Here is a 25,616-nt window from a genome sequence, read left to right as displayed (position 1 = left end):
ACGCCGATGGAATGAAGAGAAGGTGACTGGAAATGGGCCATTTTGGACGGAATGGTCCAAGCCAGCCTACCGTTCGAGGAGCCTCATCGCGCGCGACGCAAATACACGTAGTAGGCCCCGCGACCCCCGTGTTTCAGATGCGATTCCGTGATCTGGAGCACATGGGAGGACAGCGGCGGCAGGTTCAGCCAATGGGGCACCTGATGGCGAAGAACGCCAAGACGCTCTGGGATCGGCCCGGTGGACTCCCGCGCCTTGCCTTTGCCGGTAATGACGAGCACGAGGCGTCGGCCATCGGCGACGCTCTCGAGGACAAACCGCACGAGGGCGGGATGCGCCTGGGCGAGCGTAAGGCCGTGAAGGTCGATCCGCGCTTCGGGCGTGAGTTTACCCTTCTTCATCTTGCCGAACCGCTTCTTGTCCATGGCGACAGGCGATTTGGCAACGTCGTCCTCGATCGACGGGCTCAGGTCATGGGGTGGGGTTGTCGCGGTCACAGCCTGGCCGACCTTGAACCGTTTCAGGGGCGGTTTGGGCGGTGTCTTCGGCCTTGCGGACGGGTCGAGGGCCTCGGGCAATTCGGGCCGCGTCGGGTGTAAGGGCGTCGTCCGCTCGGCCACGCGGTCCCAAAGCGCGCGCTCTTCGGGCGAAAGATGCCGGGGTTTCCTTGTCATTATTCTTCGGGAACCAGGGCATAGGCCCGCTGAATGGGAAGCAGCACGAACATGCGTCCCGGATCCTTGATGGTTCCCGCCTCGCGCCCGGCCTCTTCGCCGGTTCCCCAGAAGATATCGGCCCGTTGCGCACCCTTGATCCTGCTCCCCACATCCTGCGCGACCATGAGCCGGTTGAAGGGTTCCCGACCGCCTTTCTCGATCCAGACCGGCGCACCGAGCGGCGTATAGACGGGATCGACCGCGATGGTGCGCTGCGCCGTAATCGACCGGTTCATCGCGCCAACGGGTCCCCGATAGGGCGGAAGATGGGCGATCTCGGTGAAGAATACGTAGGACGGATTGTGCGACAGGAGGTCGCGGCCTTCGAGGGGGTTCGACCGCACCCAGTTCTTGATGACCGCGGCCGAGACCTGATGCTGGTCATAGATCCCGCGTCGAACCAGTTCGTCGCCCAGAGACTGGAACCGGTGCCCGTTGGAGCCGCCAAACCCCAGACGCAAGACCGAGCCATCTGTCAGACGGATGCGGCCCGATCCCTGTATCTGAAGGAATTGCAGGTCGACCGGGTCCTCGACCCAGGCCAGCTCAAGCCCGCGGCCCGCGAGCACGCCGTCTTCTTCGATCTCGCGCCGGGAATAGCTGGCCGCACCGGAGGCGATTTCCGGCGGGCGGCGATAGACGGGCACGCGGAAGCGGGGGGTGGGACGCTCGCTTCCGGTGATCTCCGGCTCGAAATAGGCCGTGAACAGTCCCGGCGCGCCGTCTTCGATCAGGACGGGACGAAAGAAGAGCTCGAAGAAACTGCGCGCGGTGCCACTGTATTCATGCGCCAGGGAACAGACGGGATACCACTGCGGATCGTCGAGGAGCTGGCAGGTTTCGATGAATGTCTCCATCGCCGCGACATGATCGTCGTTGTCCCAGCCGACGAGCGCCTGAAACGGAACAATCCGCATGTCGGCTTCATCGAGAGAGGCAAGAGTGGGCAAGGGAAACATGGCCCCGATAAGAGCCATGCCAAAGGCAAGGGCGCGAAAGCCCCCCACCTCAGCCGCCCGTCGCGACCAGCGTCCAGTTCGGGTTGTCGGAACCCATGATGCGCGCGAAGGTCCAGACGTCCTTCTGTTTCTTCGCTTCTTTCGGGTTGCCTTCGACAATCTCGCCCGACTTGTCCCGCACGACCGAGTTCAGTTCACCGACGAAGCGGATCGTGATCTCGCCTTCGCGGGTATCATCGTCGAACTCGGCCTCGACCAGCTTCATCTCGCGCACGCCAAGGAAATTGGCATCGATCTTGAGCCCGCGTGTCTCCCGATCCTCGACCACGGCAGCGAAGCTTTCATAGACGTCTTCGGACAGGAACGGCTGGATCCTCGCGATGTCGCCGTTTTCGAAGGCCATGAGGATCATCTCATAGGCGCCCCGGGCACCCGACAGGAACTCGCCCACGGCAAAGCTCGGCTCGGCCGCCTTCATCTTGCCCAGCGCCTCGACACTGGCCGGGTCGTCGGTGTGGTCCGCGATGTCGTGATCCGGCCCGCCTTCGATCACTTCGAATTTGCCCCGGTTCGTGACGGTTTCGGTCTCGTTGCGTGTAACGACCGGTTTTTCGAACCCTTCGCGAGTCCCAAGCACGTCGCGCAGACGCAGGATCAGAAAGATCGCGATGGCGGCAAGAACGATCAACTGGATGATCGGAGAAGACATGGGCACCTCGTTTTCAGTGTCGCGGTTTGAAACCCGCGGGTCTGGACCATATGTAGGCGCTGGGTGGGGCCAAGTCCACTGGCCCACAGACACGATCAGGCTGACGTGAAAGGAAGGCCAATGCCCCTGCTTCTTTTGTTCATCGCGATCCCCCTGATCGAGATCGGCCTCTTCATCCAGATCGGCGGTCTGATCGGGCTCTGGCCGACATTGCTCATCGTTCTGGTGACGGCGATCATCGGGTCCTACCTTGTGAGACAACAGGGTCTCTTGGCCCTCAACCAGGTGGCGGACAGCTTCAACCAGCTACGCAATCCGGCAGAGCCCATGGCGCATGGCGCGATGATCCTCTTTGCCGGCGCGCTGCTTCTGACGCCTGGCTTCTTCACCGATACCGTCGGGTTCCTGCTCCTCGTGCCCGGTATCCGTGGCTGGGCCTTCCGCGAAATGCGCAAGCGGGTGAAAGTTCAGTCGAGCTTTACCGTTCACAGCACGATGCGCGGTTCGGACGGCCGTGGTCGGCCCTCGCAGGACGACGGGGTGATCGACGGGGAATTCGAGGACGTCACGCCGGACAAACGCCCGACCCATCAGGTGCAGAAGGGTCCGTCAGGCTGGACCAAACACTGACAGCTTGTGATCGGAAAGATAGATCCGAAGCCATGGCGTGAACCGCTCCGGGTGGTCGGCCACTTCGGCTTCGAGGGCGGCGAGCGGCGCCCAGCGGATCGCGCCGACTTCGTCCGGGTCGGGTGTCACAAGCGGTCGGTCCCTGGTCTGGACAAGGAAGAGATCGACGACTTCATGCTCGACCATGCCACCGCCGACATCGGCGCGGTATTCGATCTGGTCCCGCCAGACCGGCGTGACGCCCGTGATCCCCAACTCCTCATCCAGCCGGCGGTTCGCGCAGTCCAAAGGCGCCTCGCCCCAACGCGGATGGGTGCAGCAGGTATTGGCCCAAAGCCCCGGCGTATGGTATTTGCCGGCCGCCCTTTGCTGGATCAGGATCTCGTCGTCATGGACGAGAAAAACCGAGACCGCACGGTGCCTCAACCCATCGAGATGGGCCTTCAGTTTCTCGACGGGCGCGAGGTCGCCATCCACCCAGGCAGGGATCAGTTCAATCATATGTCGCTGATAACGGCTGGTTGAAATTTAGAAAAGGGTTGGCGTTGAGGCTTGGCCGGCTTCCTGATAGAAACCGTCGACCTTAGATTTTTGGGAGTTACGAAATGGCTGATGAAGCGAAGGCACCGATCGGCGCCACGCCGCAGCAGAACGGGATCGTGATGCGCATTCTCGGACAATACATCCGCGACATGTCATTCGAGAACATTCTGGTTCAGAAGGGCGTGCAGGGCGAGATTCAACCCGATCTGACGGTCGAAGTCGCGCTGGATGCCAAGAAACGCACGGTCGAACATCAGTACGAGGTGCTCACCAAGTACAAGGTGACGTCGAAGGCCAAGGACTCCGGTGCCGAACTGTTCATTCTGGAGCTCGAATATGCCGGTCTGTTCCATATCGAGAACGTCCCCGAAGACCAGATGCACCCTTTCCTTCTGATCGAATGCCCGCGCCAGCTTTTCCCCTTCGCACGCCGGATCGTGTCGGACGTGACCCGGGACGGGGGCTTCCCGCCTGTCAACCTCGACAACGTCGACTTCGTGGCGATCTACCGCAACGAGGTCGCCCGTCGTCAGCAGGCCCAGGCGGCGCAAGCCCAGCCAAACTGAGCCAGTCGGACATTTGAAAAGCGCGGTCCTCTGGGCCGCGTTTTTTCGTGAGGCGCGCGTTTCAGGATTCCGGGATTCCGGAATCTCGGTATCTTCTAACCAACGGGCCTCAATGAAGAAAACTGCCCTGCGCTAACGCCAAGGGTTAATTCGCCGCGAACCGCTTCCAGATCGCGTTCTCGCCCAGTTTCGCCACGAAGGCATCATGGGCAGCACGCTCTTCGTCGGTCAGCCGCGAAGGCAGGGCCGTGGGCCGGGGGCGCGGGCGCCAGTCGTCACCCGCCACACGGGTCTCGGTCTGTTTCTCTCCGCCGCCCAGCACGAGATCCGGCTGACGGCCCCCGATCAGCTCGAGATAAACGTCCGCCAGGATCTCGCTGTCGAGCAAGGCCCCGTGCAGGGTCCGATGCGCATTGTCGATCCCGAACCGGCGGCACAGGGCATCAAGCGAGTTCCCGGCCCCGGGATACTTCTTGCGCGCGATCAGAAGCGTGTCGATCGCACGATCCATGGGGATCTGCGGTTTCATACACCATCCGAGTTCCGCGTTCAGGAAAGGAATATCGAAGCCCGCGTTGTGGATGATGAGTTTGTCGGTCCCGATGAAGTCGAGAAAGCTCTGCGCGATCTCCTTGAAGGTGGGAAAGTCGCGCAGGAATTCGGCCGAGAGCCCGTGCACGGCAAAGGCGCCTTCGGGCATGTCGCGTTCGGGGTTGATGTATTGGTGAAAGGTCTTTCCGGTCGGCATATGGTTGATCAGTTCGACGCAACCGATTTCGACCATCCGGTCCCCGGTCTTCGGATCGAAGCCAGTGGTTTCCGTGTCCATGACGATTTCACGCATTCAGCTTCTCCCGTATGTCCGACAGCACGCACCGCACTGCCTGTCGCGCGTTCTCCAACGACAGCGTCTCGATGATGTAATCCGCATGTCCGCGTTTCACAGCATCCGGCATCTGCTTGGCAAGGATCGTCGCGAAGGTTGCCTCATCCATGGTGCCACGCGCAAGGACCCGCTCCCGTTGGACATCGGCGGGCGCGGTCACGACGACGACCGCATCCACGGCCCTCTGACCCCCGCCTTCGAGCAGAAGGGGAATGTCGAGGAGCACGATATCGGCATCCGTCCCGGCAAGGAATGCTGCACGATCGGCGGCCACGAGAGGATGGACGATGGCTTCGATCTGTTTCAGAGCGGTCGGATCGGAACGGATCCAGTCCTTCAACTGCTCCCGGCTGATCGCACCGTCTTCGACGACAGTGGGATTCAAAGCCGCCAAGGGGCCGACAGCCGCACCGCCTTTGGCATAAAGCCGATGCACGGCCGCATCGGCATCCCAAACGGGCACGCCTTCGTCCGCGAACATCATCGCGGTTGTCGATTTTCCCATGCCGATGGAGCCTGTGAGCCCGATCACGAAACTCATCCGATGGCCGCCTGTCTTGCCGCCTCGTCAAGCGGGGGTCGGATGCCGAACCATCGCTCGAAACTGGGCGCCGCCTGACAAAGCATCATCCCAACCCCATCGGCGAGATAGGCGCCATACGTCGCTGCCTGGCGCAGAAATCTGGTGTCCGGCGGATCGACCACGAGGTCCGAGGCCACCGCACCGGGCAGCAACCCGTCCATCGGCACGCGAAACTCGGACTGGCCAACGGCGCCAAGGGGCGTCGCATTGACGACGAGCGAGGCGCCGTCCGAGATATTGCCCGCCTTCAGCCAATCGTGCACCTCGATCCTCGTGCCGAACTCGGAGCGAAGGTTTTCGGCACGGGGGCGTGTGCGCGACGTGAGCCGGATGTGTTCGACGCCGATTTCGAGCAGCGCGGCGATGATCACCCGAGCCGCGCGCCCCGATCCGAACACGGCCGCCGGCCCGGATTTCGGGTTCCAGTTCGGCACCGTCTGGCGAATGTTTTCGATGAAGCCATACCCATCCGTATTGTCGGCATGGATCTTGCCGTCCTTGCGGAAGATGATCGTATTCGCCGCCGACATGAGCGCGGCGCGGTCCGTGATGATGTCGGCGTGATCCAGAACGCGTTTCTGGAAAGTGGCACTGACATGAAGACCGGCAAATCCCGCCTTCGGCAGGGCCGAGATGACCTCGCCGATGTCGTCGCCCTCGACTTCGAGCGGCAGGTAGCGCCCCAGGGTGCCCGTGGCGGCCAGCCAATATTCGAAGAGCGCCGGCAAACGGCTCGTTTCACCCGGAGCAAGAAGAACGGCGGCGACCGGCGGCCCGGATCGGTTCATATGGTCAACTCCCCTCGGACAATGAGATAGGAGATGAGCTCGGTTAGCGGCAACCCCAGAACGTTGAAGTAGTCACCAGTGACCTGACTGAAAAGGCGCACGCCCTCTTCCTCGAGTTTGTAAGCGCCGACGGAATGGCGGATGCTGTCCCAGTTTCGCTCGACATAGTCCTCGATATATCCCGGCGACAGCACCCTCATCTGCATGCGAACGACGCCCACATGCCGCCAGACAGGTTCCGACCCGGTATAGATCACCGCCGCCGAGAGGAGCCGATGCGTTTTACCAGACAAGGTGGCAAGCTGATTGCGGGCTTCTTCCGGCGTTTCCGGCTTGGACAGGATCCTGCCGTCCACTTCCGCGACCTGATCGCAACCGAGGACGAGTGCCTCCGGGGCCTTGGACCCAACCTTGCGCGCCTTGTATTCGGCCAAGGCGTCCGCAATGTCCCGAAGGGAGGCGCCTTCGGCCTCCAGCCCGGCCCGGATCGCGGCCTCGTCGATCCGGGCGATCTGAACCTCATGGGCAATTCCGGCGTTGGTCAGAAGCTGCGACCGGATCTGAGAACCAGACGCGAGGATGAACCGCATGTGGGGAACCTTGTGGACAGTCACGTTATGTTCCGACTTATGCGATTGTGGGTGACAGCGTGTAAATCCCGCCTGCCGAGAAAGGCGCGGGTTCTTGCCCATTTCGCGCCGCTTCCGTCGTCACGGGAAAACCAGATCACGGGGGCATGTGGACAGTCCATTTGACATCCGTTCATGCCCAAGCTTATCCACAGTCCGGTGTCATTTTAAGCACTTGATAAGACTGTGTTTTATGGAAATCCTTATCCGGGATATCGAGATTGTCCCATATCGTGTATCGAACGGGATAAGCCCAAGGACAAAACGGTAATCCCCAGTATCCACAGGCCCTACAAACTCTTCAATCTTCTTTTCTTTCTTTATTATTTTAAGAAGGGTGTCCTGCCGGCACCGCGCGGCAAGGCAAAGAAGCCAGTCAAGGCTGACAAGGTTGACTCAACGGATACCCTTGCCTATACCCCGCAGCCAATGGGCCGTCCGGCCCTGCGTTTCCCATTCATGACAGGACTGAACGGCTGACCGCTCCGTCCACTGGTGACTTCAATGACCGAACGACTGAACCTTGCGGACCTCAAGGCGCAAAGCCCGAAGGACCTTCTCGCTCTGGCCGAGGAGCTTGAGATCGAGAACGCCTCGACGATGCGCAAGGGCGAGATGATGTTCCAGATCCTTTCTGCGCGGGCAGAGGATGGATGGGACATCGGCGGCGATGGTGTGCTGGAGGTTCTTCAGGACGGGTTCGGTTTCCTGCGCTCGCCGGAAGCGAACTATCTGCCGGGTCCGGATGACATCTACATGTCGCCCGATATGATCCGGAAGCATTCGCTGCGCACCGGCGACACCGTGGAAGGGATCATCGCCGCGCCTGGCGAGAACGAGAATTACTTCGCGATTACCTTGGTGGAGAAGATCAACTTCACCGATCCGGAAATCGCGCGTCACAAGGTCGCGTTCGACAACCTGACCCCGCTGCATCCGGACGAACGGCTCAAGATGGAGCTGGACGATCCGACGGTCAAAGATCGATCCGCCCGGATCATCGATCTGGTTGCCCCGATCGGCAAGGGACAGCGGTCGCTGATCGTTGCACCGCCCCGAACGGGTAAGACCGTTCTCATGCAGAACATCGCCCACTCGATTTCGGTCAATCACCCCGAGGTCTATCTCATCGTTCTCCTGATCGACGAGCGGCCAGAGGAAGTCACCGACATGCGCCGGTCCGTGAAAGGTGAAGTCGTTGCCTCGACCTTCGACGAACCCGCGACGCGCCACGTGGCCGTGTCCGAAATGGTGATCGAGAAGGCGAAGCGTCTTGTCGAACACAAGCGGGACGTAGTGATCCTGCTCGACTCGATCACACGCCTGGGCCGCGCGTTCAACACCGTTGTGCCCTCGTCGGGCAAGGTGCTGACCGGTGGTGTGGACGCGAATGCGCTCCAGCGCCCCAAGCGGTTCTTCGGTGCTGCTCGGAATATCGAAGAGGGCGGATCGCTGACCATCATCGCGACGGCGTTGATCGACACCGGGTCGCGCATGGACGAGGTCATCTTCGAAGAATTCAAGGGCACCGGTAACTCGGAACTGGTGCTGGATCGCAAGGTCTCGGACAAGCGGATCTTCCCGGCCATCGACATCCTCAAGTCCGGCACCCGGAAAGAGGAGCTGCTGGTGGATCCGAAGGACCTGCAAAAGACCTATGTCCTGCGCCGCATCCTGAACCCGATGGGCACCACGGATGCCATCGAGTTCCTGATCTCGAAACTCAAACAAACCAAGTCGAACGGCGAGTTCTTCGATTCGATGAATGCCTGATTTCTGTTTTAAAACAGAAGGTTAGATATGGATACGATCTTTGCTCTGGCCTCGGCACGGGGTAAGGCTGGCGTCGCGGTGGTCCGGATTTCCGGGCCATCTGCTTTTGTGGCCGGTCGCGTGCTTGCGGGGTCGTTGCCGGAACCGCGGCGGTCGGCCTTGCGTGTGCTGCGTGGCGCCAGCGGACCTATCGACGAGGCGCTGGTCCTGACGTTCGAGGCGGGGCATAGCTTTACCGGCGAGGACGTCGTCGAGTTCCAGGTGCACGGGTCAGTGGCTGTCGCCAACGCGCTTTTGTCCGAGCTTGGCCGCCAGCCTGATCTGCGGCTGGCCGAACCGGGGGAGTTTACGCGCCGTGCGCTTGAGAACGAACGCCTCGATCTGGCGCAGGTCGAGGGGCTGGCTGATCTCATCGAATCCGAGACCGAGGCGCAGCGAGTTCAGGCGCTGCGCGTTCTGTCCGGGGCTCTTGGGCAAAAGGCCGAGGCCTGGCGGACCGATCTGATCCGGGCGGCGGCGCTGCTCGAGGCGACGATAGACTTCGCCGACGAGGATGTGCCGGTGGACGTGTCGCCCGAGGTGCTCGACCTGATCGACAGGACGATGGCGTCGCTGGACAACGAAGTTGCCGGATCGCGAATTTCCGAACGCATCCGCGACGGCTTTGAGGTGGCAATCGTGGGCGCGCCGAACGCTGGTAAATCGACCTTGCTCAATGCTCTGGCGGGGCGCGAGGCGGCGATTACTTCCGAGGTCGCCGGCACGACGCGGGACGTGATCGAGGTGCGGATGGAGCTTGCCGGGCTGCCGGTCACGATGCTCGACACGGCGGGTCTGCGCGAGACGGATGATGTGGTGGAACGGCTCGGGGTGGAGAGGGCGCGGACCCGGGCCCTCGCCGCTGATCTTCGCATATTCCTGCTGTCGGGCGATCCGCTGGATTTCGATCCGCTAGACGGGGACATCGTTGTCGAGGGCAAGGCGGACATCACGGGGCGGGGCGTGTCGGGCAAGACGGGCGAAGGCATCGACTACCTTGTCGAGCAGGTCGCAGCGGTTCTATCGGAACGCGCGAGCCATGCCGGAACGGCGATCCGCGCCCGGCATCGTTTTGCCATGACTCACGCGCGTGAGGCTTTGGAAACCGCTCGAATCGAGGTAGAGAGCGGATCCGAAAGAAGCGAATTGGCGGCCGAGGAATTATGGTCCGCCATCCGCGCACTTGATTCGCTGGTCGGGCGGGTCGATGTAGAGATGATCCTCGACGAGATTTTCGCCAGCTTCTGTCTGGGCAAGTAACCGGCTGGGCAGGTAGGGCGCGGCTTTAACCATGGGAGTGTTTCACGTGAAACATTCATTCGATGTCATTGTGGTCGGCGGTGGCCATGCAGGTGCGGACGCCGGTTTGGCGTCGGCTCGTGTTGGTGCGCGGACCGCTCTGGTGACGCTGAAGCGCGGTGATCTGGGCGTCATGTCGTGCAATCCGGCGATTGGCGGACTTGGCAAGGGGCACCTCGTGCGCGAAGTCGATGCGCTGGATGGGGCGATGGGACGCGCCGCCGATATGGCAGGCATACAGTTCCGGTTACTCAATCGGTCCAAGGGTCCAGCGGTGCAGGGGCCACGGGCGCAGGCCGACCGGAAGCTCTATCGCGCAGCCATGGCGCAGATTGTGTCCGAGACCGAGAACCTGACGATTGTGGAAGGCGAGGCGACCGAGCTGCTCATGTCCGGGAACAGCGTGACCGGCCTGCGGCTGGCCGATGGCTCGGATCTGACCGCGCACGCGGTGGTTCTGACAACGGGGACCTTTCTTCGCGGAATCATCCATATCGGCGATCGCCATTTTTCGGGCGGCCGCATCGGCGACAAGCCCTCGGTCAAGCTGGCTGAACAGATCGACGGATTTGCCCTGCCGCTTGGCCGGTTGAAGACCGGGACACCGCCGAGGCTGGATGGCAAGACGATCAACTGGGACATCCTCGACGAGCAGCCCGGCGACGATGAGCCGGAAGTTTTCTCGTTCCTCAACAAGGCGCCGGTCGCGCGGCAGGTGTCCTGCGGGATCACGCATACGAACGAACGAACCCACGAGATCATTACCGCCAATCTCTCGCGGTCTGCGATGTATGGCGGGCACATTGACGGGGTTGGCCCGCGTTACTGTCCGTCGATCGAGGACAAGGTCGTGCGGTTCGCCGACAAGACGTCGCATCAGGTGTTCCTGGAGCCGGAAGGGTTGGACGACGACACGGTCTATCCCAACGGGATCTCGACGTCGCTCCCCGAGGATGTGCAAGAGGCTTATGTCCGGTCCATCTCGGGGCTCGAAGACGTTCGGATCCTTCAGCCGGGATATGCGATCGAATATGACTATGTGGATCCGCGCGCCTTGCGCCAGACGCTCGAGTTGCGGGACGTGCCGGGGCTATATCTTGCGGGCCAGATCAACGGGACCACAGGATATGAGGAAGCTGCTGCACAGGGGACCGTTGCGGGATTCAACGCTGCGCTGGCATCTCTGGGTCGCGATCCGCTGATCTTCTCGCGGTCCTCTTCGTATATCGGCGTGATGATCGACGACCTGATCACGCGTGGGGTGACCGAGCCCTACCGGATGTTTACGTCGCGTGCCGAGTTCCGTTTGTCGCTTCGTGCCGACAATGCCGACCAACGGCTGACCCCTGTCGGAATCGAGATCGGGGCTGTATCGGAGCGGCGGCGTCGCGCCTTTGAGGGTAAGATGGAACGCTTGGCCCAGGCGACCGAGGCACTGTCGGACCGAACCTATACGCCGCAGCAAGTGAACGCGGTGGGCGGCCAAGTGCGGGAGGACGGGACGCGGCGCTCGGCCTACGACCTGCTTTCGATCCCGGGCATGACGTTTGACCGTGTCTGGCAGCTTGATGACAGTTTTTCGGACATTGATGCCGAAACGCGGGCACAGGTCTCGAAGGACGCGCTTTACGCCAAATACATTGAGCGTCAGAAACGCGAAGTCGAAGCGATGCAGCGGGACGAGGGGCAGGCGATCCCGGAGGGATTCGATTATTCTGTTCTGGATGGACTGACTAAAGAGCTTCAAGGCAAACTGGATCGCGTGCGGCCCGAGACTTTGGCTCAGGCAGGGCGGATCGAGGGGATGACGCCCGCGGCCTTGACGCTAATCCTTGCCAAGTTGCGGCAGGCTCAGCGGATGCGGTCTGCATGAGCCGTTCGGAGTTTGCGGAGCGCTCGAATGTTTCACGTGAAACACTCGAGCGGCTCGACGTCTATGCCGACCTCTTGGCCAAATGGAATCCGAAGATCAATCTCGTGTCCAAGGGGACCATGTCCGAACTCTGGACCCGGCACTTTCTCGATTCCGCGCAGGTCTTTGAACTGGCGCCGGTGGCCGATCATTGGCTGGACATCGGGACGGGCGGCGGCTTTCCCGGTGTGGTCGTGGCGATCATTGGGGCGCACCAGCGGCCCGAGCTGAAAGTGACATGCGTCGAGTCCGATCAAAGGAAAGCGACGTTCCTGCGCACGGTCTTGCGAGAGACCGGGGTGCTTGGGACCGTCCTGGCGACACGGGTCGAAGATCTTGCACCGCAAGGCGCCGATATTATTTCCGCCCGCGCGCTTGCTCCGCTTTCCATGCTTCTTGGCTATGCGAAACGTCATCTGAAACCCGAAGGCGTCGCACTGTTCCCGAAGGGTGCAGAGCACCAAAAAGAGATCAATGACGCCCTTGAAACGTGGTCCTTCCACGCGGATAAGATCCCTAGCAGGACGAACCCCGATGCGGTGGTTCTTAGAATCGGAGACATCGAGCGTGGCTAATCCCAAGATCATCGCCGTGACGAACCAGAAGGGCGGGGTGGGCAAGACGACCACCGCGATCAACCTGTCGGCGGCCCTGGCAGCCGGCGGCAAGAAGGTCCTCATCGTCGATCTTGATCCGCAGGGAAATGCGTCGACGGGACTCGGGATCGAGGCCTCGGGGCGTGGGTTGACCACCTATGACTTGTTGATTGAGGAGGTCCCGCTGCTAGATGTTGTGATCAGCACGGAAGTGGAAGGTGTCTTGATCGCGCCAGCGACGACGGACCTGTCCTCAGCTGATATCGAGCTTGTGGCCAATGAAAAGCGGTCGCATCTTCTTCATGACGCGCTCCGCTCTGCGGATGCGGATTCTTTGGCGCTCGACTATGTGATCATTGATTGCCCGCCCTCGTTGAATCTTCTCACGGTCAACGCGCTGGTGGCGTCGCACTCGGTTCTGATCCCGCTTCAATCCGAGTTCTTCGCGCTCGAGGGCCTGTCGCAGCTCATGCTGACGATCCGGGAGGTGCGTGAGGCGGCGAACCCCGACCTCCGAATCGAGGGCGTCGTGCTGACCATGCATGATACGCGCAATAACCTTGCCCAGCAGGTCGAGGCGGATGCGCGGCAAACGCTGGGTGAGCTTGTGTTCAAGACCGTGGTGCCGCGCAACGTCCGGGTCAGCGAAGCCCCGTCCTATGCCATGCCGGTCATTCAATACGACCCGCTGTCGAAAGGCAGCCAAGCCTATATGGCACTTGCACAAGAACTCGTCGCGAAGGCGGGATAAGGAGGCAGATATGGCGACACCGCCGAAAAATCGTGGCCTGGGACGCGGTCTGTCCGCGCTCATGGCCGATGTGCAGACGGAGCCGGCAAAGGCGGCATCGGAGCAGCCGACGCGCAAGCCCGACATGATGATCCCGATCGGGCAGATCATGGCAAATCCGACCCAGCCGCGGCGGACGTTTTCGCCGGATGCGCTGGGCGAATTGACGGCGTCGATCAAGGAGAAGGGTGTCATCCAGCCCCTTATCGTGCGGCCGCATCCGACGCAGGAAGGCGCGTATGAAATCGTCGCCGGCGAACGTCGGTGGCGGGCGGCACAGGCGGCGCGCCTCCACGAGGTGCCGGCGATCATCCGGAGCTACACGGAGCAGGAATCTTACGAAGTCGCGATCATCGAGAACATTCAGCGCGCCGACCTGAACCCGGTTGAAGAGGCCGCGGGATATCGTGACCTCATGGACAAGTTCGGGCACACGCAGGAGCAGTTGTCCGAAGCCTTGGGCAAGTCCCGCTCGCATCTTGCCAATATGATGCGGCTTCTCAACCTGCCGGCGGAAGTTCTGGACTACGTCCGGGAGGGGCGACTGTCCGCTGGTGCGGCGCGGGCGATGATCACTGCGGACGATCCGCTGTCGATTGCGCGCCAGGCGATTTCAAAGGGCCTGTCGGTGCGGGAGATCGAGAAGCTCGCGAAGGGTGCGCCCGAGAAGAAGGCGCCGTCGCGTCCGGCGACCTACCGGACGAAGGATGCCGATACCGTGGCGCTCGAAGGTGATCTGTCGGCGACGCTCGGTATGAAGGTGTCCATCGACCACAAGACCGGGGACGAGGGCGGGTCGATCACGATCAGCTACAAGACGCTCGAGGAGCTGGACGACCTCTGCGCCAAACTTGGCGGCGGGTCCTAGTCCGGCAGGAGCGCCGTGATCACGGCGTTGAGCACGGCACGGCCTCCGGGCGTCGCAATCAGATGGCCTTGTTCCTCGCGGACGAGGCCATTCTCTTTTAGCGTTGCGATTTCCTTTGAATCCAAAGGCTTACCAAGGATCGATTCGTAGCGAGCGAAATCCGTTCCTCTCGTCGTCCTGAGCGACATCATCAGGTATTCCGAGGCGTGGTCTTTACGAGAAAGCGCGGTTTCGCCAGCACTTCCGGAGCCTGTTTCGACCATCTGGAGCCATTTGGCGGGACCAAGTTCGGTCCAGGTTTCGTGACGCAGGCCGTTTCGCGTGATGCGGCCATGCGCACCGGGTCCGATCCCGGCGTAGTCACCGCCCATCCAGTAGATCAGGTTGTGCCGCGATTCCTGGCCGAGCCGCGCGTGGTTCGACACTTCGTAGGCAGGAAGCCCGGCGGCTGTCGTGATCTCCTGCGTCAGGAAATACATGTCGGCGGCGAGATCCTCGTCTGGCAGACCGCGCAGTTTGCCACGGGAGAAGCGATCTCCGAAAGCGGTGCCGTCCTCGATGGTGAGCTGGTAGAGTGACAGGTGATCGGGTTCGAAGCTGATCGCGCGGCTGAGTTCGGCCCGCCAGTCGTCCAAGGATTGGTCCTGACGTGCATAGATCAGGTCGAAGTTCACGCGGTCAAAGGTGCTGCGGGCCACGTCCAGCGCGCCAAGCGCCTGTTCGACATTGTGCAGGCGTCCGAGGGCCTTCAGGTCGCGGTCGTTGAGCGCCTGGAACCCCATCGACACGCGATTGACACCCGCATCCCTGTAACCCACGAACCGCGCGGCCTCGACCGAGGAGGGGTTCGCTTCGAGCGTGATCTCGATGTCGTTGGCCGGGGTCCAGTGGGCGAGAGCGGTCTCGAGGATCGCGCCAACGAGGCCCGGCTCCATCAACGAAGGCGTTCCGCCGCCGAAATAGACGCTGTTGAGGATCCGGTCGGGTGTGTCGGATGCGACCCGGTCAAGTTCGGAAAGGTAGGCGCGGAGCCAGTCTTCCTGATTGATCGTCGCGGACACATGGCTGTTGAAGTCGCAGTAGGGGCATTTGGCGGCGCAGAACGGCCAGTGGATGTAGAGGCCGAAGCCGCCGTGCCGCCAATCCTCGATCACCTCAGCCAAAGCAGCCCTCGACCAGCTTGGCGAAGGCGACGGCACGGTGACTCATGTCATGCTTCCTGGTTGGGTCCATTTCTCCAAAGGTCACGTCGAACCCCTCCGGGATGAACATCGGGTCGTAACCGAAGCCCTGTTCGCCGCGCATCGGCCAGGTGAGGCGGCCGGGGACCTGACCGTCAAAGATCTCGTCATGGCCATCGGGCCAGGCGAGACAGAGCGTGCAGTTGAACGACGCGGTCCGCGGTTCGGGCGCGTTCTTTTCCTCGAGCAGCGACCATGTCTTTTGCATCGCCATCGGGAAATCGCGGCCTACCGGCGTTTCGGCCCAGTCGGCGGTATAGACGCCGGGCGCGCCGTCCAGCGCATCGACCATCAGTCCGCTGTCGTCAGAGAGTGCGGGGAGGCCCGATTCCTTGGCGGCAAAATGCGCCTTGATGCGGGCGTTGCCGGCAAAGGTATCCTCGGTCTCGGCGGGTTCGGGCAGGCCAAGATCGCCGGCCGAGACGACTGTCACGCCAAAGGGTTCAAGCAACGCGGCAATCTCGCGCAGCTTGCCCTTGTTGTGGCTGGCGATGACCAGCTTGTCGCCCGTGAACCGGCGCATCAGGCGACGGCCGCCTTCTGCGCGGCGACGAGGTCCAGAACGCCTTTCTCGGCAAGGCCCATGAGGTCGTCCATCTGGGCGCGGGAGAAGGTTGACCCTTCAGCCGACATCTGCACTTCGATGAGACGTCCGGTGCCGGTCATGACGAAATTGCCATCAACGCCCGCTTCCGAGTCCTCGGGATAGTCGAGATCAAGCACCGCCTGACCGGCGTAGACACCGCAGGAGACTGCGGCGACGGGATCGATCAGCGGATCGGTGCGGATATCGCCGGACTTCATCAGCTTGTTCACGGCAAGACGCAGCGCGACCCAGCCGCCGGTGATCGCCGCACAGCGTGTGCCACCGTCGGCCTGAAGGACATCACAGTCGACCGTGATCTGCCGTTCGCCCAAGGCTTGGCGATCCACGCCGGCGCGCAGGGACCGCCCGATAAGCCTTTGAATTTCCACAGTTCTTCCGCCTTGTTTACCGCTCGTCGCTTCGCGCCGCATGCGGGACGAGGTCGAACGGGGCAGCATGCCGTATTCTGCCGTGACCCACCCCATGCCGGTGTTGCGCAGAAACGGCGGCACCCGTTCCTCCAGCGAGGCAGTGCAAAGGACATGGGTGTCGCCGATCTTGATTAGACAGGACCCTTCCGCGTGTTTCGTGACCCCTGTTTCAATTGAAATCGAACGCATTTGATCTACATTCCGGCCTGACGGGCGCATCGGGTGTCCTTCCTTTTCTGGTCGCCTGTGGGTGTCATGGCCGCATTGGAAAAGCAAGCATCGGGAGAGTCCATGGCCCAAGGGTCGACAGGATATGACGCATTGAACGACCGCTCGCGCGAAGTGTTTCGGCGGCTTGTCGAGTCGTATCTGGAAACCGGAGACCCGGTCGGGTCCCGGACGCTGACCCGCACCCTGTCCGAAAAGGTCTCGGCCGCGACGATCCGCAACGTGATGCAGGACCTCGAGTTCATGGGGCTTCTCGACAGCCCGCATGTGTCGGCCGGCCGTATTCCGACGCAACAGGGGCTTCGCATGTTCGTCGACGGCTTTCTCGAGGTGGGGGAACTGACCGATAACGACCGGGACAAGATCGACGCCACCCTCGGGGCAAATGATCAGGATGTCGGCGCGCTTCTGAACAACGTGGGCCGGGCCTTGTCGGGCATCACGGCGGGAGCGAGCCTTGTCCTGACGCCTAAGCACGAGGCGCCGATCAAGCATATCGAATTCGTGGCGCTCGGGGCCGATCGCGCCCTGACCGTGCTCGTTTTTGCAGACGGTCAGGTCGAGAACCGGCTGTTCACGCCGCCGCCGGGACAAACGCCAAGTTCGATGCGGGAGGCCGCGAATTTCCTCAATGCCCTGGCCGAAGGGCGCACGCTGGGCGAGCTGCGCCGTGTCATCGTCGAAGAGATCGAAAAGCGGCGGCGGGAGCTTGACCAGCTTGCGACCGCGCTCGTGGAAAGCGGGCTTGCCGTCTGGGATGGCCAGGGCGGCGGGACCGACCGGCTTATCGTGCGGGGTCAGGCGAATCTCCTGCAGGGGCAGGGGGACGAAGCCGATCTGGAGCGGATCCGGAGCCTCTTCGACGACCTCGAACGAAAACGTGATATCGCGGAATTCCTCGAACTGGCCGAGGATGGCGAGGGCGTGCGCATTTTCATCGGCTCGGAGAACAAACTTTTCTCACTTTCCGGTTCCTCTCTGGTGGTTTCTCCATATATGAACGCTGACCGAAAGATTGTCGGCGCGGTTGGGGTTATCGGACCTACGCGGCTCAACTATGGGCGGATCGTGCCGATCGTGGATTACACAGCGCAACTGGTCGGACGGCTGATATCTGACAGGGGCTAAGAGGTAGAGATGGCGGACGCAAAGAAACAACCATTGGACGATATCGAAGCGGCAATCGAAGAGATCATGGGTGATCAAGGCAAATCGGCCCAGCCGGAGCCCGATCTGGCGCCCGAAGTCGAAGCGGCGCCCGAAATGGCGACCGAAGCCGAGGTGGACATCGTTGCCGAACTGACGACCGAACGCGACCTGCTTCGCGACAAGTGGATGCGCGCGCTGGCGGATGCCGAGAATGCGCGCAAGCGGTCGGAGCGGGATCGTCGGGAAGCCGAGAACTACGGTGGCTCGAAGCTCGCCCGCGACATGCTGCCGGTTTACGACAACATGAAGCGCGCGCTCGATGCCATTGACGATGAGCTTCGCGGCAAAGCCTCGGGGCTGGTCGAGGGGATCGAGCTGACGATGCGGTCGCTTCTGGGGATTTTCGAGAAACACGGGATTCGGGTGCTTGCACCGGAAGTGGGTGACAAGTTCGATCCCGAAGAACATGAAGCGATGTTCGAGGCCCCGGTTCCCGGAACGACCAAGGGCGCGATCATTCAGGTCATGGCCGAAGGCTTCATGATCCATGACCGGCTCCTGCGCCCGGCCCAGGTCGGCGTGTCGTCCAATCCGGGCTGATTACGGATCGGACAGCTTTTTGAGCTGATAGATGAGGTCAAGCGCCTCGCGCGGAGAGAGCTCGTCGGGATGAATTCCGGCGAGCTTTTCCTTGAGGGGTGACGGACCGGCAGACTTCGGTGCGGCGGGGGCCGGTGACACGGCAAAGAGCGGCAGATCGTCGATGATCGCCTTCTGGTTTCCACCCTCGCGCTCTCCTTTTTCCAGCGCATCCAGAACGATACGCGCCCGGTCGATCACCGAAGCGGGCAGTCCGGCCAGTTTCGCGACCTGCACCCCGTAGGACCGGTCCGCCGCGCCTTTGCGGACCTCGTGCAGGAAGACGACGTCGCCTTCCCATTCCTTGACGGCAATCGTCGCGTTGTCCACGCCGTGAAGCTTGCCGGCGAGCTGGGTCATCTCGTGATAATGCGTCGCGAAAAGGGCGCGTGCGCGGTTGACGTCGTGGAGATGTTCGAGGGTCGCCCAGGCGATGGACAGCCCGTCATAGGTCGCCGTGCCGCGCCCGATTTCGTCCAAAATGATCAAGGCGCGATCGTCGGCCTGATTGAGGATCGCGGCGGTTTCGACCATTTCGACCATGAAGGTGGATCGCCCCCGGGCCAGATCGTCAGCCGCGCCAACGCGGGAGAAAAGCTGGGAGACGACCCCGATGCGCGCCTCGTCGGCGGGCACGTAACTTCCGGCTTGGGCGAGAAGGGCGATCAGGGCGTTCTGGCGGAGGAAAGTCGATTTCCCGGCCATGTTTGGTCCTGTGAGGAGCCAGATATGCGCGCCCTCGGCACCGTCCGACAGGTGGCAGTCGTTTGCCACGAAGCTGGCCCCGCCCTGCGCGCGCAGGCTGCGCTCCACCACGGGATGGCGGCCGTTCGTCACGAGGAAGTCGCGGCTGTCGCTGACGTCCGGTTTGCACCAGTTCTCGACGACTGCGACTTCGGCGAGTGCCGCCGCCAGATCTACCTCGGCAAGGGCGCGCGCGGCATCGCCAAGCTTCGCGTGATGCTCAAGGATACTGCGTTTCAGGCCATCATAGAGACGTTTTTCGATCTCGAGCGCGTGGTTCCCGGCGTTCAGAATACGGGTTTCCAGCTCCGACAGTTCCACCGTCGTGAAGCGCACCTGGTTGGCGGTGGTCTGCCGGTGGATGAAGGTTTCCGACAGCGGCGGGGAGAGCATTTTCTCGGCGTGGGTCGCTGTGGTTTCGATGAAATAGCCCAGCACGTTGTTGTGCTTGATCTTCAGGGATGAGATTCCCGTCGCCTCGATGAAATCCGCCTGCATTCCAGCGATCACGCCGCGACCCTGATCACGCAATTTGCGTGCCTGATCAAGGTCTGGGTCGTGCCCTTCGGCGATGAAGCCGCCATCCCGGGTCAGAAGGGGCGGTTCCGCGATCAAGGCACGGTCAAGAAGCTCGATCAGCGCCTCATGCCCGACCAGTGCCTGTGCTGCGCGGTGCAGAAGGTCCGGCACAGTCGGAGGGAGCTTCTCCGAGATCTCCCGCGCGGCGCCAAGCCCGTCCCGGATCGCAGCGAGGTCACGAGGACCGCCCCGGTCGAGGGCCAACCGGGACAGGGCGCGGTCAATGTCCGGAACATTGCGCAAAAGGGTGCGAAGGTTGTCCCGCAGCCGGGCGTCGGCGACCAGATGCTCAACGGCGGCGAGCCTGTCGTGGATCACGGACAGTGTCCGGGAGGGGGAGGAGACCCGCCGCTCCAACAGGCGTCCGCCGCCCGCGGTCACGGTCCTGTCCATCGTCGCCAGAAGCGAGCCGTCGCGACCGCCTGAAAGCGCGTGGGTAAGTTCAAGATTGCGCCGGGTCGCCGCGTCGATCTGCATCGCGGCAAGAGCCTGTTCCTGCACCGGAGGGCGCAGGAGGGGTAGTTTGCCCTTCTGCGTGATGTCGAGGTATTCGACCAGCGCCCCCATGGCGCCGACTTCCGCACGCCCGAAGGTCCCGAACGCGTCCAGTGTGGCAACCTGGAACAAGTCGCCAAGCCGTTTCTCGGCATTGGTGCTGTCGAAGGCGGCGCGGCCAAGAGGTGTAAGCGCCGCGCCCGCGTCGGTAATCCGTTCGTCCAGATCGGCATCAAAGCCGTCCGCGACAATGACTTCGCGCGGTGCGATGCGGGCAAGTTCCGGTCCCAGTTTTCCCTGGCCCAGCTGCATGACACGGAAGGCGCCGGTGGAGATGTCGACCCAGGCCAGCGCAGAGTCCGACCGTACCTCGCAATAGGCCGCGAGGAAGTTGTGCCGGCGGGCGTCAAGCAGCGAGTCCTCGGTCAGGGTGCCGGGCGTGACGAGCCGCACCACGTCGCGGTGCACGACCGATTTCGAGCCGCGTTTTTTTGCCTCGGCGGGGTCCTCCATCTGTTCGCAGACGGCGACGCGGTGGCCCTTGCGGATCAGGGTCAGGAGGTATCCTTCGGCGGCATGCACCGGCACGCCGCACATCGGAATGTCTTCGCCCAGGTGTTTTCCCCGCTTGGTCAGGGCAATGTCGAGAGACTGCGCCGCCGCGACGGCATCGTCGAAGAAAAGCTCGTAGAAGTCGCCCATGCGATAGAAGAGGAGCGCGTCGGGATATCCCGCCTTCAGGTCGAGATACTGCGCCATCATGGGCGTTACAGCGGCATTTGCAGTGTTCAAAACGGACCCCGATCCAGAGATATCCCGGACCCTATCTGCCTCTGTCCGGGGACGAAACCCTAGGAATTGCGGACGCGACTGACCCAGTTCCAGGAGCTTTGGCACATCTCGTCGAGACCACGGGTCGCCTCGAAGCCAAGGTAGTCTCGTGCCGACGCCGGATCGGCATAGAAACAGTCGATATCCCCCGCCCGCCTTGGGCCGATCTTGAAAGGAAGCGTCGTGCCGCAGGCCTTTTCATAGCTTCTGAGCATGTCGAAGACCGAGTAACCGGTTCCAGTGCCGAGGTTGAGGATATGGGTGTCCTGATCGTCCAGAAGCTTGCCCACGGATTGCACGTGCCCGCGCGCCAGATCGACCACGTGGATGTAATCGCGAACGCCGGTGCCGTCCGGCGTGTCGTAGTCGTCCCCGAAGACGTTCAGATGTGGTAGCTCTCCGGTGGCGACCTTGGCGATATAGGGCATCAGGTTGTTCGGAATGTCGTTGGGATCTTCGCCGATCAGGGCAGAGTCATGCGCACCGGCCGGGTTGAAATACCGCAGAACGCCATAGTTCCAGCGCGGGTCGCTGTCCTTGAGTTGCCGCAGCAGGGTTTCACAGGTCACCTTGGACTGCGCATAGGGTGACACCGGCGCGATCCGATGGTCTTCGGTATAGGGCAGGGACAGGGGCTCGCCATAAACTGTGGCGGTGGAGGAGAAGACCACGTTGAAGACCCCGGCTGCCTGCATCGCCATCAGGATGTTGGAGAACCCGGTGCAATTCGTTTCGAAATAGTCGAGCGGTTTCTCCACCGATTCCCCGACCGCTTTCTTCGCGGCGAAGTGGATGACCGCGTCAACGGCGTGCTGTGCGAAGACCTTGGCCAGAAAGGCTTTGTCCAGCACGTCGCCCTTGTGCCACGTAACCGGCGCATCGGTGATCTGGGCCAGCCGGTCGATCACATCAGGACGCGCGTTGGAGAAGTTGTCGATGATGACGACGTCATATCCGGCGGACTTCAGTTCGACATAGGTATGCGACCCGATGTAGCCGGCGCCACCGGTGAGAAGAATGGTCTTGGACATGAGAAATCCCGTTGATTCGTCGGTAATTTACGGCGATCTCGGCGGGATTTCACGTACCCTCTGAGGCGCAGGGTCTGGATGCTCTTGCGCGAACTAATGTTGCCGAATATACCACGAAGGCTTTTCAAAAGTTACACAACGATGCGCCATGCCTATGACACTTCGGCGCATTCGGCTTGAGACAGGGGACCCCCATGGCTAAAGACGCCGGGAAGATCGGAGGACGCAACATGGCTGGGAAACCCCGGATCACCCGAGAAGAGGCGCTCGCCTTTCATCTGGAACCGCGACCCGGCAAGTTCGATGTGACGCCAAGTGTGCCGATGACGACCCAGCGCGACCTGTCCCTCGCCTATTCGCCGGGGGTCGCGGTGCCCTGCGAGGCCATCTTCGACAACCCCGAAACCGCCTATGACTACACCAACAAGGGTAACCTCGTTGCGGTGGTGTCCAACGGCACGGCTGTGTTGGGGCTCGGCAATCTCGGCGCGCTCGCGTCGAAGCCGGTGATGGAGGGCAAGGCGGTTCTGTTCAAACGCTTCGCGGACGTGAACTCCATCGACATCGAGCTCGACACCGAGGACCCGGACGAGATCATCAATGCGGTGCGGCTGATGGGGCCGACATTCGGGGGGATCAACCTCGAGGACATCAAGGCGCCAGAGTGTTTCATCATCGAGCAGCGGCTCAAGGAACTGATGGACATTCCGGTGTTCCATGACGACCAACATGGCACGGCCGTCATCTGTGCGGCTGGACTGATCAACGCGCTGCATATCTCCGGCAAGGACATCTCGGAGTGCCGCATTGTCCTGAACGGGGCGGGGGCGGCCGGGATCGCCTGTATCGAGTTGCTCAAGTCGATGGGTGCCCGGCATGACAATTGCATCGTCTGTGACACCAAGGGCGTGATCTATCAGGGTCGCACCGAGGGGATGAATCAGTGGAAATCGGCCCATGCGGTCAAAACCGAGCTGCGCACGCTGGAAGAGGCGATGGTCGGCGCGGACGTCTTCCTAGGCGTGTCGGTCAAGGGGGCGGTCACGCAGGGTATGGTGTCTAACATGGCCGAAAACGCCGTGATCTTCGCGATGGCGAACCCGGACCCGGAAATCACGCCGGAAGAGGTGCACGAGGTCCGCGAGGACGTGATCGTGGCCACGGGGCGGTCGGATTACCCCAATCAGGTGAACAACGTCTTGGGCTTTCCCTATCTCTTCCGCGGCGCGCTCGATATCCACGCGCGGGCGATCAACGACGAGATGAAGATCGCCTGTGCCGAGGCGCTCGCCAAGATGGCACGAGAGGATGTGCCGGACGAGGTGGCCATCGCTTATGGCAAGAAGCTGACCTTCGGCCGGGACTACATCATTCCAACGCCTTTCGACCCGCGCCTGATCCATCAGATCCCGCCCGCGGTCGCCCGGGCCGGGATCGAAAGTGGCGTCGCACGCCGTCCGATCATCGACATGGACCGCTATGCCGCGTCACTGCGCGCCCGCATGGACCCGACCGCCTCGATCCTGCGCGGCCTGAATGCCCGGGCGCGTCAGGCGCAGGCGACCATGATCTTCGCGGAAGGCGACGACCCTCATGTCTTGCGCGCTGCCGTCCAGTATCAGCGAAACGGGTTCGGGAAAGCTCTGGTGGTGGGCCGCGAACAGGACGTGGCCGACAAACTGTCGGCTGCGGGGCTTGCCGATGCGGTGGCCGAGATCGAGGTGGTGAACGCGGCCAACACCGCCCATCTCGATACCTACAAGGCGTTCCTCTACGAACGGCTGCAACGCGAAGGCTTCGACCGGAAGGACGTTCACCGGCTCGCTTCGCGTGATCGGCACGTCTTCGCATCTCTCATGCTCGCGCATGGTCACGGCGACGCGCTCGTTACCGGGGCCACGCGGAAATCGGCGCACGTGCTCGAGTTGATCAACCATGTCTTCGATGCCAAGCCGCAGGACGGCGCCGTGGGCGTTACCGCGATCCTTCACAAGGGCCGGATCGTTCTGGTCGCCGACACGCTGGTTCATGAATGGCCCGGGACCGAGGACCTCGCCAATATTGCGGAAGGCGCGGTGAGCGTTGCGCGGGACCTGGGCCTCGAGCCGCGCGTGGCCTTTGTCAGCTTCTCGACGTTTGGTTATCCGGTGTCGGAACGCGCCGAGAAGATGCACGAAGCGCCCGCGATCCTCGAAGCGCGGGGGGTGGACTTCGAGTATGACGGCGAAATGACAGTGGATGTGGCCCTGAACCCCGATGTCCTTGCCCAATATCCGTTCTGCAAGCTGTCGGGTCCGGCCAATATCCTCGTCGTGCCGGCGCGGCATTCGGCGTCGATCTCGGTCAAGCTGATGCAGGAAATGGCGGGGGCGACGGTGATCGGGCCGATCCTGTCGGGTGTCACCAAGCCGATCCAGATCTGTTCGACCACGTCCACGGCGAACGACATTCTCAACATGGCGATCTTCGCGGCCTGCAAGGTCGGCTGATGATCTGGACCTTCGGCTCCATCAACGTGGATCATGTCTATCGGGTCCCGCATCTGCCGGGACCCGGCGAAACGTTGACGGCGACGGGTCTTGCCAGCGGGTTGGGTGGTAAGGGCGCCAACCAATCGGTCGCGGCGGCGCGGGCAGGGCGGGAGGTGCGCCACATCGGTCGGGTCGGGTCGGATCGCCGGGTGCTGGAGGACATGCGACGGGCCGGTGTCGACCTGAGCTTTGTCGAGCTGGTTGACGGGACCACGGGCCATGCCAACATCTATGTGGATCCCGCCGGCGAAAACCAGATTGTCATCGTCCCCGGCGAGAACCGAAATCAGTCTCTATCCCACCTTGAAAACGCCCTGGGCGGTGCGCGACCGGGCGATATCCTGCTCCTTCAGAACGAAGTGAACCACGCCGGGAAAGCGGCGCGGATCGCGAAGGACCGGGGGTGCTTCGTAATCTATTCCGCTGCGCCCTTCGTCGCAGAGGATGCAGGCGCGATGGTGGGGCTTGTCGATCTGCTCGTGGTTAATGAGATCGAGGCGGCCCAGATGGCAAAGCACCTTGGGATTGAGATCGACGCCATCGAGGTCGCCAACCTACTCGTCACCAAGGGCGCGCGCGGTGCGGAGTGGCTTGGAGAGGAGCGTCATGTCCAACCCGCCTTCGAGGTTACACCGGTCGACACGACAGGTGCGGGCGACTGTTTCATCGGCTATGTCGCTGCCGCGCTGGATGGAGGCTTTCCAATCGACGTCGCGCTTCTGCGTGGCGCGGCCGCCTCGGCCCTCCAGGTGACGCGGCACGGTGCATCGGCCGCGATGCCCACCTCCGACGAAGTCGACGCCTTCCTCGCCACCCGATAACAGTCGGCTCTTTTCAATCGGACG

25 protein-coding genes are annotated in these 25,616 nt (G+C 62.2%); 12 read left to right on the top strand and 13 right to left on the bottom strand.

What is annotated here, in order from left to right; all coding sequences use genetic code 11:
* Positions 1 to 83 precede the first annotated feature (83 nt).
* The 3 genes from KJP29_RS18770 to KJP29_RS18760 form a co-directional block, all read right to left on the bottom strand.
* Positions 84 to 674 carry a Smr/MutS family protein gene (locus KJP29_RS18770; RefSeq protein WP_218465160.1) on the bottom strand — a complete coding sequence of 197 codons (591 nt, stop codon included), beginning with the start codon at positions 672 to 674 and terminating at the stop codon, positions 84 to 86.
* Positions 674 to 1,633, bottom strand: coding sequence for a murein transglycosylase A (locus KJP29_RS18765; protein WP_255553756.1), 960 nt, complete (start codon positions 1,631 to 1,633; stop codon positions 674 to 676). Before KJP29_RS18765 ends, KJP29_RS18770 begins: the two co-directional genes overlap by 1 nt.
* A gap of 91 nt (positions 1,634 to 1,724) precedes the next feature.
* Positions 1,725 to 2,384 (bottom strand): Tim44/TimA family putative adaptor protein, encoded by a 660-nt coding sequence (locus KJP29_RS18760; RefSeq protein WP_218465159.1) that lies wholly within the window; start codon positions 2,382 to 2,384, stop codon positions 1,725 to 1,727.
* Between the two features lie 120 nt (positions 2,385 to 2,504).
* On the opposite strand from KJP29_RS18760, the gene KJP29_RS18755 reads away from it, so the two are divergent.
* Positions 2,505 to 3,014 carry an FxsA family protein gene (locus tag KJP29_RS18755; RefSeq protein ID WP_218465158.1) on the top strand — a complete coding sequence of 170 codons (510 nt, stop codon included), beginning with the start codon at positions 2,505 to 2,507 and terminating at the stop codon, positions 3,012 to 3,014.
* Here KJP29_RS18755 and idi read toward each other — a convergent pair.
* The gene (idi, locus tag KJP29_RS18750) at positions 2,994 to 3,515 is read right to left on the bottom strand and encodes an isopentenyl-diphosphate Delta-isomerase (RefSeq protein ID WP_218465157.1); all 522 of its coding nucleotides are present in this window, start codon (positions 3,513 to 3,515) and stop codon (positions 2,994 to 2,996) included. The two genes, KJP29_RS18755 and idi, sit on opposite strands and share 21 nt — an antisense overlap.
* A gap of 104 nt (positions 3,516 to 3,619) precedes the next feature.
* Between idi and secB the strand changes: the two genes are divergently transcribed.
* The gene (gene secB / locus KJP29_RS18745; protein ID WP_218465156.1) at positions 3,620 to 4,123 is read left to right on the top strand and encodes a protein-export chaperone SecB; all 504 of its coding nucleotides are present in this window, start codon (positions 3,620 to 3,622) and stop codon (positions 4,121 to 4,123) included.
* Between the two features lie 145 nt (positions 4,124 to 4,268).
* Here secB and dnaQ read toward each other — a convergent pair whose 3' ends face one another.
* From dnaQ to KJP29_RS18725, 4 genes are read right to left on the bottom strand one after another with little or no spacing between them, the layout of a single operon-like run.
* Positions 4,269 to 4,967, bottom strand: coding sequence for a DNA polymerase III subunit epsilon (dnaQ, locus tag KJP29_RS18740; RefSeq protein ID WP_218465155.1), 699 nt, complete (start codon positions 4,965 to 4,967; stop codon positions 4,269 to 4,271).
* A complete protein-coding gene (gene coaE / locus KJP29_RS18735) occupies positions 4,960 to 5,550 on the bottom strand; it encodes a dephospho-CoA kinase (protein ID WP_218465154.1) in 591 nt (196 codons plus the stop codon). Before coaE ends, dnaQ begins: the two co-directional genes overlap by 8 nt.
* Positions 5,547 to 6,380 carry a shikimate dehydrogenase gene (locus KJP29_RS18730; protein WP_218465153.1) on the bottom strand — a complete coding sequence of 278 codons (834 nt, stop codon included), beginning with the start codon at positions 6,378 to 6,380 and terminating at the stop codon, positions 5,547 to 5,549. The genes coaE and KJP29_RS18730 overlap by 4 nt, the downstream gene beginning before the upstream one ends.
* Positions 6,377 to 6,970, bottom strand: a complete 594-nt coding sequence (locus tag KJP29_RS18725; RefSeq protein WP_218465152.1) for a nucleoside triphosphate pyrophosphatase — start codon at positions 6,968 to 6,970, stop codon at positions 6,377 to 6,379. Before KJP29_RS18725 ends, KJP29_RS18730 begins: the two co-directional genes overlap by 4 nt.
* Before the next feature lie 543 nt (positions 6,971 to 7,513).
* Between KJP29_RS18725 and rho the strand changes: the two genes are divergently transcribed.
* From rho to KJP29_RS18695, 6 genes are read left to right on the top strand one after another with little or no spacing between them, the layout of a single operon-like run.
* A complete protein-coding gene (gene rho / locus KJP29_RS18720; RefSeq protein ID WP_218465151.1) occupies positions 7,514 to 8,782 on the top strand; it encodes a transcription termination factor Rho in 1,269 nt (422 codons plus the stop codon).
* A 27-nt stretch (positions 8,783 to 8,809) separates the two neighbouring features.
* Entirely contained in the window at positions 8,810 to 10,081 is a 1,272-nt protein-coding gene (mnmE, locus tag KJP29_RS18715; RefSeq protein ID WP_218465150.1) for a tRNA uridine-5-carboxymethylaminomethyl(34) synthesis GTPase MnmE, read from the top strand.
* Positions 10,082 to 10,118: 37 nt separating this feature from the next.
* Positions 10,119 to 11,993, top strand: a complete 1,875-nt coding sequence (gene mnmG, locus KJP29_RS18710) for a tRNA uridine-5-carboxymethylaminomethyl(34) synthesis enzyme MnmG (protein WP_218465265.1) — start codon at positions 10,119 to 10,121, stop codon at positions 11,991 to 11,993.
* Positions 11,990 to 12,607 carry a 16S rRNA (guanine(527)-N(7))-methyltransferase RsmG gene (gene rsmG, locus KJP29_RS18705; protein ID WP_218465149.1) on the top strand — a complete coding sequence of 206 codons (618 nt, stop codon included), beginning with the start codon at positions 11,990 to 11,992 and terminating at the stop codon, positions 12,605 to 12,607. The genes mnmG and rsmG overlap by 4 nt, the downstream gene beginning before the upstream one ends.
* Positions 12,567 to 13,379 carry a ParA family protein gene (locus KJP29_RS18700; RefSeq protein ID WP_218465148.1) on the top strand — a complete coding sequence of 271 codons (813 nt, stop codon included), beginning with the start codon at positions 12,567 to 12,569 and terminating at the stop codon, positions 13,377 to 13,379. The genes rsmG and KJP29_RS18700 overlap by 41 nt, the downstream gene beginning before the upstream one ends.
* Before the next feature lie 10 nt (positions 13,380 to 13,389).
* Complete coding sequence (locus tag KJP29_RS18695; protein ID WP_218465147.1) at positions 13,390 to 14,286, top strand: ParB/RepB/Spo0J family partition protein; 897 nt, start codon at positions 13,390 to 13,392, stop codon at positions 14,284 to 14,286.
* Here KJP29_RS18695 and hemW read toward each other — a convergent pair.
* From hemW to rph, 3 genes are read right to left on the bottom strand one after another with little or no spacing between them, the layout of a single operon-like run.
* Positions 14,283 to 15,437 carry a radical SAM family heme chaperone HemW gene (gene hemW / locus KJP29_RS18690; protein ID WP_218465264.1) on the bottom strand — a complete coding sequence of 385 codons (1,155 nt, stop codon included), beginning with the start codon at positions 15,435 to 15,437 and terminating at the stop codon, positions 14,283 to 14,285. The genes KJP29_RS18695 and hemW overlap by 4 nt on opposite strands.
* A 4-nt stretch (positions 15,438 to 15,441) precedes the next feature.
* Positions 15,442 to 16,050, bottom strand: a complete 609-nt coding sequence (rdgB, locus tag KJP29_RS18685) for an RdgB/HAM1 family non-canonical purine NTP pyrophosphatase (RefSeq protein WP_218465146.1) — start codon at positions 16,048 to 16,050, stop codon at positions 15,442 to 15,444.
* Positions 16,050 to 16,763 carry a ribonuclease PH gene (rph, locus tag KJP29_RS18680; RefSeq protein WP_218465145.1) on the bottom strand — a complete coding sequence of 238 codons (714 nt, stop codon included), beginning with the start codon at positions 16,761 to 16,763 and terminating at the stop codon, positions 16,050 to 16,052. Before rph ends, rdgB begins: the two co-directional genes overlap by 1 nt.
* A gap of 72 nt (positions 16,764 to 16,835) precedes the next feature.
* On the opposite strand from rph, the gene hrcA reads away from it, so the two are divergent.
* Together hrcA and KJP29_RS18670 are read left to right on the top strand one after the other, a co-directional pair.
* Positions 16,836 to 17,900, top strand: a complete 1,065-nt coding sequence (gene hrcA / locus KJP29_RS18675; RefSeq protein ID WP_218465144.1) for a heat-inducible transcriptional repressor HrcA — start codon at positions 16,836 to 16,838, stop codon at positions 17,898 to 17,900.
* A 9-nt stretch (positions 17,901 to 17,909) separates the two neighbouring features.
* Positions 17,910 to 18,521, top strand: coding sequence for a nucleotide exchange factor GrpE (locus tag KJP29_RS18670; RefSeq protein ID WP_218465143.1), 612 nt, complete (start codon positions 17,910 to 17,912; stop codon positions 18,519 to 18,521).
* On the opposite strand, the gene mutS is transcribed toward KJP29_RS18670, so the two are convergent.
* Together mutS and galE are read right to left on the bottom strand one after the other, a co-directional pair.
* Positions 18,522 to 21,140 (bottom strand): DNA mismatch repair protein MutS, encoded by a 2,619-nt coding sequence (gene mutS / locus KJP29_RS18665; RefSeq protein ID WP_218465263.1) that lies wholly within the window; start codon positions 21,138 to 21,140, stop codon positions 18,522 to 18,524.
* A gap of 89 nt (positions 21,141 to 21,229) precedes the next feature.
* Entirely contained in the window at positions 21,230 to 22,240 is a 1,011-nt protein-coding gene (gene galE, locus KJP29_RS18660; RefSeq protein ID WP_218465142.1) for a UDP-glucose 4-epimerase GalE, read from the bottom strand.
* A 230-nt stretch (positions 22,241 to 22,470) separates the two neighbouring features.
* Here galE and KJP29_RS18655 point away from each other — a divergent pair, with 230 nt between their 5' ends.
* Positions 22,471 to 24,729, top strand: a complete 2,259-nt coding sequence (locus KJP29_RS18655; RefSeq protein WP_218465141.1) for an NADP-dependent malic enzyme — start codon at positions 22,471 to 22,473, stop codon at positions 24,727 to 24,729.
* Positions 24,729 to 25,592 carry a ribokinase gene (locus tag KJP29_RS18650; protein ID WP_218465140.1) on the top strand — a complete coding sequence of 288 codons (864 nt, stop codon included), beginning with the start codon at positions 24,729 to 24,731 and terminating at the stop codon, positions 25,590 to 25,592. Before KJP29_RS18655 ends, KJP29_RS18650 begins: the two co-directional genes overlap by 1 nt.
* Positions 25,593 to 25,616: the final 24 nt, after the last annotated feature.

It is taken from the genome of Maritimibacter sp. DP1N21-5 (assembly GCF_019218295.1).
Classification (GTDB): Bacteria; Pseudomonadota; Alphaproteobacteria; order Rhodobacterales; family Rhodobacteraceae; genus Maritimibacter.
Note: the sequence above shows the minus strand (reverse complement) of the source record. Positions and strands in the feature narration are given on the sequence as shown.

Coding starts and splice junctions, on each gene's coding strand:
- KJP29_RS18770 (WP_218465160.1), bottom strand. CDS start 674: ATGACAAGGAAACCCCGGCATCTTTCGCCCGAAGAGCGCGCGCTTTGG.
- KJP29_RS18765 (WP_255553756.1), bottom strand. CDS start 1,633: ATGCGGATTGTTCCGTTTCAGGCGCTCGTCGGCTGGGACAACGACGAT.
- KJP29_RS18760 (WP_218465159.1), bottom strand. CDS start 2,384: ATGTCTTCTCCGATCATCCAGTTGATCGTTCTTGCCGCCATCGCGATC.
- KJP29_RS18755 (WP_218465158.1), top strand. CDS start 2,505: ATGCCCCTGCTTCTTTTGTTCATCGCGATCCCCCTGATCGAGATCGGC.
- idi (WP_218465157.1), bottom strand. CDS start 3,515: ATGATTGAACTGATCCCTGCCTGGGTGGATGGCGACCTCGCGCCCGTC.
- secB (WP_218465156.1), top strand. CDS start 3,620: ATGGCTGATGAAGCGAAGGCACCGATCGGCGCCACGCCGCAGCAGAAC.
- dnaQ (WP_218465155.1), bottom strand. CDS start 4,967: ATGCGTGAAATCGTCATGGACACGGAAACCACTGGCTTCGATCCGAAG.
- coaE (WP_218465154.1), bottom strand. CDS start 5,550: ATGAGTTTCGTGATCGGGCTCACAGGCTCCATCGGCATGGGAAAATCG.
- KJP29_RS18730 (WP_218465153.1), bottom strand. CDS start 6,380: ATGAACCGATCCGGGCCGCCGGTCGCCGCCGTTCTTCTTGCTCCGGGT.
- KJP29_RS18725 (WP_218465152.1), bottom strand. CDS start 6,970: ATGCGGTTCATCCTCGCGTCTGGTTCTCAGATCCGGTCGCAGCTTCTG.
- rho (WP_218465151.1), top strand. CDS start 7,514: ATGACCGAACGACTGAACCTTGCGGACCTCAAGGCGCAAAGCCCGAAG.
- mnmE (WP_218465150.1), top strand. CDS start 8,810: ATGGATACGATCTTTGCTCTGGCCTCGGCACGGGGTAAGGCTGGCGTC.
- rsmG (WP_218465149.1), top strand. CDS start 11,990: ATGAGCCGTTCGGAGTTTGCGGAGCGCTCGAATGTTTCACGTGAAACA.
- KJP29_RS18700 (WP_218465148.1), top strand. CDS start 12,567: ATGCGGTGGTTCTTAGAATCGGAGACATCGAGCGTGGCTAATCCCAAG.
- KJP29_RS18695 (WP_218465147.1), top strand. CDS start 13,390: ATGGCGACACCGCCGAAAAATCGTGGCCTGGGACGCGGTCTGTCCGCG.
- rdgB (WP_218465146.1), bottom strand. CDS start 16,050: ATGCGCCGGTTCACGGGCGACAAGCTGGTCATCGCCAGCCACAACAAG.
- rph (WP_218465145.1), bottom strand. CDS start 16,763: ATGCGCCCGTCAGGCCGGAATGTAGATCAAATGCGTTCGATTTCAATT.
- hrcA (WP_218465144.1), top strand. CDS start 16,836: ATGGCCCAAGGGTCGACAGGATATGACGCATTGAACGACCGCTCGCGC.
- KJP29_RS18670 (WP_218465143.1), top strand. CDS start 17,910: ATGGCGGACGCAAAGAAACAACCATTGGACGATATCGAAGCGGCAATC.
- mutS (WP_218465263.1), bottom strand. CDS start 21,140: ATGATGGCGCAGTATCTCGACCTGAAGGCGGGATATCCCGACGCGCTC.
- galE (WP_218465142.1), bottom strand. CDS start 22,240: ATGTCCAAGACCATTCTTCTCACCGGTGGCGCCGGCTACATCGGGTCG.
- KJP29_RS18655 (WP_218465141.1), top strand. CDS start 22,471: ATGGCTGGGAAACCCCGGATCACCCGAGAAGAGGCGCTCGCCTTTCAT.
- KJP29_RS18650 (WP_218465140.1), top strand. CDS start 24,729: ATGATCTGGACCTTCGGCTCCATCAACGTGGATCATGTCTATCGGGTC.